The organism is Streptomyces sp. 13-12-16 (assembly GCF_002114215.1).
In the GTDB taxonomy this organism is placed as follows: domain Bacteria; phylum Actinomycetota; class Actinomycetes; order Streptomycetales; family Streptomycetaceae; genus Streptomyces.
Genome location: NZ_NCTE01000151.1, coordinates 1 through 11,627 on the forward strand (window position 1 = coordinate 1; position 11,627 = coordinate 11,627).

The following is an 11,627-nucleotide window of genomic DNA, read 5'->3' on the forward strand; positions in this document are numbered from 1 at the left end:
CGGGCGCGCCGGGGACGGGCGCGCCCGCGCGGCGGAGCCGCACGCGGACACGGCCCCGAGCCCCTCGGGGAGTCGGGTGTCCCGCCGTGTCGTTCCGCGGGTGAGCCGGGGTCGGTCGCGCCCGCGCGGGCGGTGCCGCACGTCGACACGGTCCCGCGTCCTGGAAGGGCGCACCTGTGCGGCGGAGTCGTGCGTCTAGGTGATCAGGGCGTCGGTGTGGGCGGCGCCCGATTCGGTCACGATCTCCTCGATCGTCTGGGCGGTGCGTACCGTCGCGAAGGTGATGCCTCCCGTGCCGTCCGGGGTGAAGCCGTGGACACCGGGGCGGGGGAGCGAGTTGTAGGCGTAGTGGTGGGCGAAGTAGTACGCGCCCGTGTCCAGCGCCGCCGCGTGGTCGCCCTGTTCCAGCAGGGGCAGTGACTGCGCCCGGGCGAGCAGGTCGCCCGCGAAGCAGGCCGGTCCCGCCACGTCCTGCACGACCGCCGGGCCCTCCTTGGGCCGCCCCTTCGCGTCGTACGCGGCGATCCTCAGCGGCCACGACTCCGGCGCGTACACCGTCCGCGTCGCCACCTGAACGCCCGCGTGCGTCACCGCGACCGGACGCCCGCCCGCGCTCTTGGCGTACTCCACGCGCGCGACCACCGTGCCGTGCTTGGCCAGCAGCGACCGGCCGAACTCGGTGACCAGCCCGTACCGCCCGTCGAACAGCCCCGGCACCGTCTCGCTCAGCAGCCGCGCGTACCGTCCGTACGTCGGTGTGCTCGCCTCGGAGGCGAAGTTCACCGGCAGCCCGCCGCCGATGTCGACGGTGTCGACCTGGTGGCGTCCCGCGCGCCGGTTGATCTCCTCCGCCAGTTCGTACGTCTGGGCGACACCCCGCGCCATCATCGTCAGCTCGATGCCCTGGGAGCCGGTGTGCGCGTGCAGCCGGGTCAGCCACGGCCGGTCCAGGTACGCCCGCACGACCCACTCCCGCGCGCCCTCGTCGCGCAGCGCCACCCCGAACTTCGACGTCGCCGTCGCCGTGGACAGCGCCTCGATGGAGCCGCCTCCGACCTGTGGGTTCACCCGGATGCCGACGGGGGAGCGGGAGCCGGAGCCCGCCATCAGGGCGTCGAGGCGGGCCAGTTCCTGCGGGTTGTCCGCGTTGACGGCGATGCCCAGCGCGAGCGCCTCCCGCAGTTCGGCGGACGTCTTGGCGGGCGAGTCGAGGACCGTGCGCTCCGGCTCCACCCCCGCCGCCCGCGCCAGCGCCAGCTCACCCGGGCTGGCCACTTCCGCGCCGATGCCCTCCGCGCGCAGCAGCCGCAGCACCGGCACCAGCGGGCTCGCCTTCACCGCGAAGGCGTGCAGCACGGGCGTGCCGGGCGCCGTCACCGCCTCGAACGCCGCCCGCAGTTCGGCCGCCGACTCCCGGATGCCGGTCACGTCGAGCAGGGCCACCAGGGGCGTGCCGGCGTCGACCAGCCCCTGCTCCACGGCGGCCCGCACCGCGGCGTTCCGCCGGGCCACCCGCCCCTCGGCGTACACGTCCACCTCGTCCGTCCGGCCGTCGTCGTAGGCCACCGTGTCCCCCGTCCCGTCGGTGTTCTCCAGGTTCGCCCGCATGGGACCAGCCAAACATCCCCCCGCACGGCCGTGCCGACGCGTCCCCGTCTTGACTAGTTCTATTCAGATAATGAGGATGTGAATATCTGCAGTAACCGTCCGCAGTACAGGAGGCAGACCATGTCCGGACCCCGCCCGCCCGTCTCCCGCCACCACCCTCAACCGAGGCCCTGCGGGCCGCCCCCTGGTTCTGTCCGAGCGCCGCGCGGCACCGAACCGAGCGCCCTGGGATGGCAGCAGGAGGCCGCCCTGCGGATGCTGCAGAACAACCTCGACCCGGAGGTCGCCGAGCATCCCGACAAGCTCGTCGTCTACGGCGGCACGGGGAAGGCGGCCCGCGACTGGCGCTCCTTCGACGCCATGGTCCGCACGCTGCGCACCCTCGAGCAGGACGAGACGATGCTCGTCCAGTCCGGCCGTCCCGTCGGCGTCATGCAGACCCACGAGTGGGCCCCGCGCGTCCTCATCGCCAACTCCAACCTCGTCGGCGACTGGGCCAACTGGGAGGAGTTCCGCCGCCTGGAGGCCCTCGGCCTGACCATGTACGGGCAGATGACCGCCGGCTCCTGGATCTACATCGGCACCCAGGGCATCCTCCAGGGCACCTACGAGACCTTCGCCGCCGTCGCCGCGAAGAAGTTCGGCGGCACGCTGGCCGGGACGATCACCCTCACCGCCGGCCTCGGCGGCATGGGCGGCGCCCAGCCGCTGGCCGTCACCATGAACGACGGCGTCGCCATCTGCGTCGACTGCGACCCCCGCGCGATCGACCGCCGCATCGAGCACCGCTACCTCGACGTGAAGGCCGACTCCCTCGACCACGCCCTCCAGCTGGCCACCGAGGCCCGGGACCGGCGCAAGCCGCTCTCCATCGGCGTCCTCGGCAACGCCGCCGAGCTGGTGCCGCAACTGCTCGCCATGGGCGCGCCCATCGACATCGTCACCGACCAGACCTCCGCCCACGACCCGCTGGCGTACCTGCCGTTGGGCGTCGCCTTCGAGGACATGGCGGACGCCGCCGCGAAGGACCCGGCCGGTTTCACCACCCGGGCCCGCGAGTCCATGGCCCGGCACGTCGAGGCGATGGTCGGCTTCCAGGACGCCGGCGCCGAGGTGTTCGACTACGGCAACTCCATCCGCGGTGAGGCGCAGCTCGCCGGGTACGAGCGCGCTTTCGCCTTCCCGGGGTTCGTGCCGGCGTACATCCGGCCGCTGTTCTGCGAGGGCAAGGGACCCTTCCGGTGGGCCGCGCTGTCGGGCGATCCCGCCGACATCGCCAGGACCGACAAGGCGATCCTGGAGCTGTTCCCGGAGAACGAGTCCCTGGCCCGGTGGATCAGGATGGCGGGGGAGCGGGTGCGCTTCCAGGGGCTGCCCGCGCGTATCTGCTGGCTGGGGTACGGGGAGCGGGACAGGGCCGGGGAGCGGTTCAACGACATGGTCGCGAGCGGGGAGCTGGCCGCGCCGATCGTCATCGGGCGGGACCATCTCGACTGCGGTTCGGTGGCTTCTCCCTACCGGGAGACCGAGGCGATGCTGGACGGGTCCGACGCGATCGCCGACTGGCCGTTGCTGAACGCGATGGTGAACGTGGCTTCCGGGGCGTCGTGGGTGTCCATCCACCACGGTGGGGGTGTGGGCATGGGGCGGTCGATCCACGCGGGGCAGGTGACCGTCGCCGACGGGACCGCGCTGGCGGGGGAGAAGATCCGGCGGGTGCTCACGAACGATCCCGGGATGGGTGTGATCCGGCATGTCGACGCCGGGTACGACATCGCGGAGTCGGTGGCGGGTTCGCGGGGTGTGCGGGTGCCGATGCGTGAGGGTGACCAGGCGTGAGCGACGGCACCTCTTCGGTGGGGGCCGGGGCGTCGTCACCGCCTGCGGGTCCGGCTGTGACCGACCTCCCCCACAGCCCGAAGGACACGGAAGGCACCCCCACCGCCCTGCGGAACGACTGCCCACGGCCCGGGCGGGGCGACGGCTCACAGCCTGGGCGGGCCGACGGCCTGCGGCCCGGGTCCGGTCCGGGGCTCGGCGTGGCCTCCTTCCACGAGATGTGGGCCCAGTTGCGGCCCATCGGGCGCCATGCCGCTTCCGGTGGCTACCGGCGGTTCGCCTGGGGTGAGGCCGACGCCGACTGCCGGGACTGGTTCGAGGCGCAGGCGCGCAGCCGCGGGCTGGCCTACGAGGTCGACCGGAACGGGAATCAGTGGGCCTGGCTCGGGGACCCGGCTGGCGGGGACGCCGTCGTCACCGGGTCGCACCTGGACTCGGTGCCGGACGGCGGGGCCTTCGACGGACCCCTCGGGGTCGTGTCCGCCTTCGCCGCGCTGGACGAGCTGCGGCGGCGGGGCGTGCGGTTCGGCAAGCCGCTCGGCGTCGTCAACTTCGGGGACGAGGAGGGCGCCCGCTTCGGGCTCGCCTGTGTCGGTTCCCGGCTCACCGCGGGCGCGCTCACCGTCGAGCAGGCCCACCGGCTCACCGACGGGGACGGCATCACCCTCCCGCAGGCGATGGAGGCCGCCGGACACGACCCGGACGCCATCGGCCCCGACCCCGAACGGCTCGACCGCATCGGCGCCTTCGTCGAACTGCACGTCGAACAGGGCCGCGCCCTGGACCTGTCCGGCGACCGCGTCGGCATCGCGTCCGCCATCTGGCCGCACGGCCGCTGGCGGTTCGACTTCCGGGGCGAGGCCAACCACGCCGGCACCACCCGCCTCGCCGACCGGCGCGACCCCATGCTGTCGTACGCCGAAACCGTCCTCGCCGCCCGCCGCGAGGCCGAACTCGCCGGTGCCGTCGCCACCTTCGGCAAGATCGCGGTCGAGCCGAACGGCGTCAACGCCATCCCCTCCCTGGTGCGCGGCTGGCTCGACTCCCGTGCCGCCGACCAGGAGAGCCTGGACGCCGTGGTGGACGGCGTGCGGGAGGCCGCCCGCGCCCACGCGCGGGAGCACGGCGTCACCCTCGACGTCGAGCGCGAGTCCTTCACCCCCGTCGTCGAGTTCGACCACGCCCTGCGCGACGAACTCGCCCGCATCCTCGGCACCGGCACCGACCTGAAGGTGCCCGTCCTCGGCACCGGCGCCGGACACGACGCCGGAATCCTCTCCGGACGCGTCCCGACCGCCATGCTGTTCGTGCGCAACCCCACCGGCGTCTCGCACTCCCCGGCCGAGTCCGCCACCGAGGACGACTGCGTGGCCGGGGTCCTCGCACTCGCCGACGTACTGGAAGGACTGGCCCGCACGTGACTGCCACCCCGCGGACGTACTGGCTGGAGCACGCCTGGCTCGGCACCCTCCCCCGAGCCCTCGGCTCCGCCCGGGCAGGGGGGACCACCGTCGAGCCGGGCGTGACCGTCGAGGTCCGGGACGGGCGCATCACCGCCGTCCGCCCGGACACCCCCGCCCCGCCGCCCGGCGCCGAGATCCTGCGCGGACTGACCCTCCCCGGACTGGCGAACGCCCACAGCCACGCCTTCCACCGCGCCCTGCGCTCCACCGTCCAGGTGGGGTCCGGGACCTTCTGGACCTGGCGCGAGGTCATGTACGCCACGGCCGACCGGCTCACCCCGGACACGTACCACGCCCTCGCCCGTGCGGCCTACGCCGAGATGGCGCTGGCCGGCATCACCACCGTCGGCGAGTTCCACTACGTCCACCACGCCCCCGGCGGCACGCCCTACGCCGACCCCAACGCCATGGGCGAGGCGCTCATCGAGGCCGCCGCCGAAGCCGGTATCCGGATCACCCTCCTCGACACCGCCTATCTCTCCTCCGGATTCGGCCGGCCGCCCACCACCCACCAGCTCCGCTTCTCCGACGGCGACGCGGACACCTGGGCCGGGCGCTGTTCGGTTCTCAAGGAACGGGATCACGCACGGATCGGGGCGGCCGTCCACTCCGTACGGGCCGTGCCGGCGGAGCAGTTGGCGACCGTGGCGCGGTGGGCCGAGGAGCGGCGGGCCCCGCTCCATGTGCACCTGTCCGAGCAGACCGCCGAGAACGACGCCTGCCGGGAGGCCCACGGCTGCACCCCGACGCAGCTCCTGGCCCTGCACGGCGTCCTCGGACCGCGCACCACCGGTGTCCACAACACCCACCTCACCGCCGAGGACATCGCCCTCATCGGCGGCAGCGGCACCGGCACCTGCATGTGCCCGACCACCGAACGCGACCTCGCCGACGGCATCGGACCCGCCGCCGCCCTGCAGAACGAGGGCTCCCCGCTCTGTCTCGGCTCCGACAGCCACGCCGTGATCGACCTGTTCGAAGAGGCACGCGCGATGGAGCTGAACGAGCGGCTGCGCACCCGCACCCGGGGCCACTGGACGGCCGCCGCCCTGCTGCGGGCCGCCTCCGCCGACGGACACGCCGCCCTCGGCTGGGACGACATCGGCGCCATCGAGGCCGGGGCGCGCGCCGACCTCGTCACGATCGCCCTCGACTCGGTCAGAACCGCGGGGCCACTGCCCGGGCTCGGCGCCGAGACGGCCGTATTCGCGGCGACGGCAGCGGACGTACGGCACACGGTCGTGGCGGGCCGGCACGTCGTACGCGACGGGGCGCACACGCTCGTCCCCGATGTGCCCGGAGCCCTCGCACAGGCAGTCGAAGCCCTGCGCGCCTGACGACCACCCATGAGGACACCATGAGCAGCACCGTCATCAGCAACATCGCCACGCTGGTCACCAACGACCCCTCCCTCGGTGACTCCCCCCTCGGTCCGGTCCGGGACGCGGCCGTCGTCATCGAGGGCGACCGCGTCGTGTGGACCGGTGAATCAAGCAAAGCACCCGCCACTGACAACCGGGTCGACGCCGGGGGCCGGGCGGTCCTGCCGGGCTTCGTCGACTCCCACTCCCACCTGGTCTTCGCCGGTGACCGCACCGAGGAGTTCAACGCCCGGATGTCGGGCCGCGCCTACAGCGCCGGCGGCATCCGTACGACCGTCGCCGCCACCCGGGCCGCCGGCGACGGGGAACTGGAGGCGAACCTCACCCGTTTCCTCGACGAGGCGCTCCGCCAGGGCACCACGACCTTCGAGACCAAGTCCGGCTACGGCCTGACCGTCGAGGACGAGGCCCGCGCCCTGCGCCTGGCCGCCCGCCACACCGACGAGGTCACCTACCTCGGCGCCCACATCGTCGCGCCCGAGTACGCCGAGGACCCGGCCGGATACGTCGCCCTGGTCACCGGCGAGATGCTGGACGCCTGCGCGCCGCACGCCCGCTGGATCGACGTCTTCTGCGAGAAGGGCGCCTTCGACGGCGACCAGGCCCGCGCGATCCTCACCGCCGGCAAGGAGAAGGGCCTGCACCCGCGCGTCCACGCCAACCAGCTCTCGTACGGCCCGGGTGTCCAGCTCGCCGTCGAACTCGACGCGGCCAGCGCCGACCACTGCACCCACCTCACCGACGCCGACGTGGACGCCCTCGCGAACAGCCGCACCGTCGCCACCCTGCTGCCCGGCGCCGAGTTCTCCACCCGCGCCGAGTGGCCGGACGCCCGGCGGCTCATCGACGCCGGGGCCACGGTCGCGCTGTCCACCGACTGCAACCCCGGCTCGTCCTTCACGTCCTCCGTCCCCTTCTGCGTCGCGCTCGCGGTGCGGGACATGGGGATGACGCCGGACGAGGCCGTCTGGTCGGCCACCGCGGGCGGCGCGGCGGCCCTGCGCCGCACCGACATCGGCCGGCTGACCCCGGGCGCGTACGCCGACCTCGTCCTTCTCGACGCCCCGAGCCACGTCCACCTCGCCTACCGGCCCGGTGTGCCGCTGGTCGCGGGCGTGTGGCGACGGGGCGTACGCGAGGTGTGAGCGGCGCGAGGCGCCCCGGGACATCCGGAAGGGGGCGGCCCGGCTCCGGACCGCCCCCCGAGGACAGGCGTCACCCGGTGAGGATCACTCCTCGACCGTGAGCCCCTTGCGCAGTTTCACCAGGGTCCGCGACAGCAGGCGGGAGACGTGCATCTGGGAGATTCCCAGTTCCTCGCCGATCTCCGACTGGGTCATGCCCGCGACGAAGCGCAGCGAGAGGATCTTGCGGTCCCGCGGCGGCAGTTCTGCGATCAGGGGCTTCAACGACTCGATGTACTCGATGCCTTCGAGTCCGTGGTCCTCGTACCCGATCCGGTCCGCCAGGGCGCCCTCGGCGTCGTCCTCCTCCGGCTGGGCGTCCAGCGAGGAGGCGGTGTAGGCGTTCGACGCCGCCATGCCCTCGATCACCTCGTCGTTGGTGATGCCCAGGCGCTCGGCCAGCTCGGTCACCGTCGGAGCCCGGTCCAGCTGCTGGGCCAGCTCGTCACCGGCCTTGGCCAGGTCGAGCCGGAGCTCCTGAAGCCGGCGCGGCACGCGCACGGACCACGAGGTGTCACGGAAGAAGCGCTTGATCTCACCGATGATGGTGGGCATCGCGAAGGTGGGGAACTCCACGCCGCGCGACGTCTCGAAGCGGTCGATCGCCTTGATCAGGCCGATGGTGCCGACCTGGATGATGTCCTCCATCGGCTCGCTGCGCGAACGGAAACGGGAGGCGGCGAACTTGACCAGGGCGAGGTTCAGCTCCACGAGCGTGTTGCGTACGTACGAATACTCGTGGGTGCCTTCCTCCAGCGACTCGAGGCGCTCGAAGAGGGTCTTGGAGAGGGCTCGGGCGTCGACCGGGCCCACCTCGTCGTACGGGGGGATCTCCGGGAGTCCGGCGAGCAGGTCGTCCGGGACGACGACCGGGTCGTCCTGTTCGATGGGATTCAGATGTTCCGGAGGGAGTGTCGACGTCGCTTTCGGGGTACGCGATGCGTCGAGCCGGGGTGACATGATGTCCTCCATCGTTCTCGGCATATGGCTGCCGAAGCCGATACGTGCACTGCGGTGTGCGGCGCCTCCAAAGCCGGCCGTGTCGGTTACGTGTGCTTGCCTGGGTACGTGTTCCTACTAGCCCTACCCGCTTTCCCGAGCCAATCGCAAGTGCGTTACGTTTGCATATGTCCGTTTGTGTGCGATTGTTCGGCTGTCGAAGCGTGGCCATAGGGCGTAATGTTCGAGGACGTCAGCAGGCAGCCACGAGGTCGGGAGAGAGAGACGGCATGGACCGCGGGACGGTCGGCAGCGCACAGTCTGGCCGGCTTCTGGTCGAGGTGCGAGAAGAGGGCCCCAGTGCCGTCGTGACTCCGGCGGGTGAGTTGGATCACCACACCGCCGATCTGTTGCGTGAGCCACTGGAGGACTGCCTCGCCAAGGGATTCAAGCGGCTTGTCATCGACTGCTCCCGGCTGGAGTTCTGTGACTCCACGGGGCTGAACGTGCTGCTCGGTGCCCGGCTGAAGGCCGAGGCGGCCGGGGGCGGGGTCCATCTCGTGGGGATGCAGCCCGTCGTCGCGCGGGTGTTCGAGATCACGGGGGCGGACGCGGTGTTCGCCGTCCACGACACTCTCGAGGCGGCCCTGGCCGACGATTCGGCGTGACCCGCGCGGGCACGCCCGGCGGGGCGCTCCCGTCACTCCCGTCGTCGGGGCCTTCCCTCCGTCGCGTCTTTTCGTGCGAATACGGGGGTGTCCCCTCGGCCCGCCCGGGCAGGAGACACCCTGAACGCGCCGGGCACGGTGGTCGCGAGGGCGACGGGAACCGGATGCGCCGTACGCGCGTGACCGATCGAGTACGGAAACTTTTGAATCGTGAACTGGTGACACGGTGAGGTGAAGCGCTGATGAGCACCACCCGGCCCTGCTCGCCGGGCGACCGCGGTCCGGAGCCCAGCGGCGCTTCCGGGGCGCCCGACGGGGGCGTCGCCGTGCCCACCGCGACGCCGGAGTCCTCCGGGCCGTCGGGCGGCGGCCAGGTCCGCCGGCTGAGCTTCGACGGTGAGAGCGGCGTCGTGCCGCTCGCCCGTGACTTCACCCGGCAGGCGTTGTACGCGTGGGGCTGGCTGCCCGCCGCCACCGCCGACCAGCGGGCCGCCGCCGAGGACGTCCTGCTCGTCGTCTCCGAGCTGGTCACCAACGCCTGCCTGCACGCCGAGGGGCCGGACCACCTGGCCATCACCTGCGACAAGAAGGTGATCCGGATCGAGGTCACCGACCGGGGCACGGGGCAGCCGGCCCCGCGCACCCCGCACCGGGCGGGCCGGCCGGGTGGCCACGGCATGTTCATCGTGCAGCGGCTCTGTCTGGACTGGGGGGTCGTACGGGCCCCGGACGTCGCGGGCAAGACGGTCTGGGCGGAACTCGGGGCACCCGCGTAGCTCCGGCCCGGGGCCCGGCCGGAGGAGTTGTCGCCCTTGCCGCCTCTTCCCGTCCCGAAACCGGGGCTCCTTCCCGTCCCGAAACCGGGGCTCCGCCCCCGGGGGAGGGTAAGGGCGGCGGGGGCGAAAAGGCAGAGGACCCCGCGCACCCCCTCCCCCGTGAACGCCCGAAGGGCCCCGCATCCAAGCCGGACGCGGGGCCCTTCGGCGAGCCGTGGGGGAGGCTCAGCGCACGTCGCCCATGAGGGCCTTGACCTTCTTGCGGTACATCCACACCGCGATACCGGCGACCACCGCGAGGGTCGCCTCCATCGCGACGATGCCCGTCTTGTTCAGGTCGACACCCGCGATGGAGAGCAGGCCGGTCGTGGCGTCACCGGCGGTGACGGCCAGGAACCAGACGCCCATCATCTGCGAGGCGTACTTCGCGGGCGCCATCTTCGTGGTGACCGACAGGCCGACCGGGGAGAGCAGCAGCTCACCGACGGTCTGCGTGAAGTAGATCGCCACCAGCCACAGCGCCGCGGCCTTGTGGCCGCCCTCGGCGATCGACAGCGGGGCCAGGAAGAGGAAGAAGGAGACGCCGACCAGCACCAGACCGGAAGCGAACTTCACGATCGTGCTCGGCTCCTTGCCGCGCCGGTTCAGCGCCAGCCAGACCCAGGCGAAGACCGGGGCCAGCGCCATGATCAGGACCGGGTTGACCGACTGGTACCAGGAGACCGGGAAGTCCCAGCCGAGGACGCTGTTCTCGGCCGACGAGTCGGCGAAGATCGACAGGGTCGAGCCGCCCTGGTCGTAGATCATCCAGAAGATCGCGGCGGCGACGAAGAACCAGATGTACCCGGACATCTTCGACTGCTCGGCGCGGTCCAGGTCCTTGTCGCGCTTGATCCGGACGATCACCATCACGGGGACGATCACACCGAGCAGCGTCAGCGGGACCAGGACCCAGTTCAGGGTGTAGTTGCCGGTGAGGCCGATGACGGCGTACGCGACGACGGCGATGCCCGCCCAGAGCGCGGCCTTGCGCAGTGTCGAGGACTTCTCCTCGGCCGACAGCGGCTTCGGGACGACGCTGGAACGCGCGTCCAGGTGGCGGCTGCCCATCAGGAACTGCGCCACACCGAGACCCATGCCCAGCGCGGCGAGCGCGAAGCCCAGGTGCCAGTTGACGTTCTCGCCGATGGTGCCGATGATCAGCGGCGCGGCGAAGGCACCCAGGTTGATGCCCATGTAGAAGACGGTGAAGCCACCGTCCCGGCGCGGGTCGTCCGGACCCTGGTAGAGCTGGCCGACCATCGTGGAGATGTTGGCCTTCAGCAGACCGGAACCGATCGCGACCAGGCCGAGCCCCGCGTAGAAGGTGCCGGAGGACGGCAGGGCCAGCGTCAGGTGGCCCAGCATGATGATTCCGCCGGCGACGGCGACGGTCTTGCGGGGTCCCCAGACGCGGTCGCCGAACCAGCCGCCCGGCATCGTGAGCAGGTACACCAGGGAGAGGTACACCGAGTAGATCGCGGTGGCGGTGCCGGCACCGAGGCCGAGACCGCCCGGCGCGACCAGGTACAGCGGGAGCAGAGCCCTCATGCCGTAGTAGGAGAAACGCTCCCACATCTCGGTCATGAAGAGAGTGGCCAGTCCGCGGGGGGGGCCGAAGAAGGTCTTCTCGGATCCGGGGGTGCCCGGAGTGACCGAGTCCTTCGTCAGGCTGGACGCCATGGTCGATCCTTGCTGGTCGGGACGCGTCGCGCGAGCGTGTACGCGC

Annotated in this window: 9 protein-coding genes; 6 read left to right on the top strand and 3 right to left on the bottom strand. The window is 72.1% G+C overall.

Features of this window, described 5'->3' with window-relative positions; genetic code table 11:
* Positions 1-195: 195 nt before the first annotated feature.
* On the bottom strand, positions 196-1,608 hold the full coding sequence (locus B7767_RS07085) for a diaminopimelate decarboxylase (RefSeq protein WP_085571393.1): 1,413 nt from the start codon (positions 1,606-1,608) through the stop codon (positions 196-198).
* 120 nt (positions 1,609-1,728) lie between these two features.
* Between B7767_RS07085 and hutU the strand changes: the two genes are divergently transcribed.
* The 4 genes from hutU (at position 1,729) to hutI (ending at position 7,437) form a co-directional block, all read left to right on the top strand.
* Entirely contained in the window at positions 1,729-3,447 is a 1,719-nt protein-coding gene (hutU, locus tag B7767_RS07090; protein WP_085571394.1) for a urocanate hydratase, read from the top strand.
* 218 nt (positions 3,448-3,665) lie between these two features.
* On the top strand, positions 3,666-4,868 hold the full coding sequence (locus B7767_RS07095) for an allantoate amidohydrolase (protein WP_085571410.1): 1,203 nt from the start codon (positions 3,666-3,668) through the stop codon (positions 4,866-4,868).
* Positions 4,865-6,247, top strand: a complete 1,383-nt coding sequence (locus B7767_RS07100; RefSeq protein ID WP_085571395.1) for a formimidoylglutamate deiminase — start codon at positions 4,865-4,867, stop codon at positions 6,245-6,247. The genes B7767_RS07095 and B7767_RS07100 overlap by 4 nt, the downstream gene beginning before the upstream one ends.
* Before the next feature lie 20 nt (positions 6,248-6,267).
* Positions 6,268-7,437: an imidazolonepropionase gene (hutI, locus tag B7767_RS07105; RefSeq protein WP_085571396.1), complete on the top strand. Its 1,170-nt coding sequence runs from the start codon at positions 6,268-6,270 to the stop codon at positions 7,435-7,437.
* An 84-nt stretch (positions 7,438-7,521) separates the two neighbouring features.
* On the opposite strand, the gene B7767_RS07110 is transcribed toward hutI, so the two are convergent.
* Positions 7,522-8,448 carry an RNA polymerase sigma factor SigF gene (locus tag B7767_RS07110; RefSeq protein ID WP_085571397.1) on the bottom strand — a complete coding sequence of 309 codons (927 nt, stop codon included), beginning with the start codon at positions 8,446-8,448 and terminating at the stop codon, positions 7,522-7,524.
* 257 nt (positions 8,449-8,705) lie between these two features.
* On the opposite strand from B7767_RS07110, the gene B7767_RS07115 reads away from it, so the two are divergent.
* Both B7767_RS07115 and B7767_RS07120 read left to right on the top strand, forming a co-directional pair.
* Positions 8,706-9,083: an STAS domain-containing protein gene (locus B7767_RS07115; RefSeq protein WP_030821652.1), complete on the top strand. Its 378-nt coding sequence runs from the start codon at positions 8,706-8,708 to the stop codon at positions 9,081-9,083.
* A gap of 242 nt (positions 9,084-9,325) precedes the next feature.
* Positions 9,326-9,859, top strand: coding sequence for an ATP-binding protein (locus B7767_RS07120; protein WP_085571398.1), 534 nt, complete (start codon positions 9,326-9,328; stop codon positions 9,857-9,859).
* Positions 9,860-10,084: 225 nt separating this feature from the next.
* Here the strand turns inward: B7767_RS07120 and B7767_RS07125 are convergent, their stop codons facing one another.
* On the bottom strand, positions 10,085-11,581 hold the full coding sequence (locus tag B7767_RS07125) for an oligopeptide:H+ symporter (RefSeq protein WP_085571399.1): 1,497 nt from the start codon (positions 11,579-11,581) through the stop codon (positions 10,085-10,087).
* Positions 11,582-11,627 lie beyond the last annotated feature (46 nt).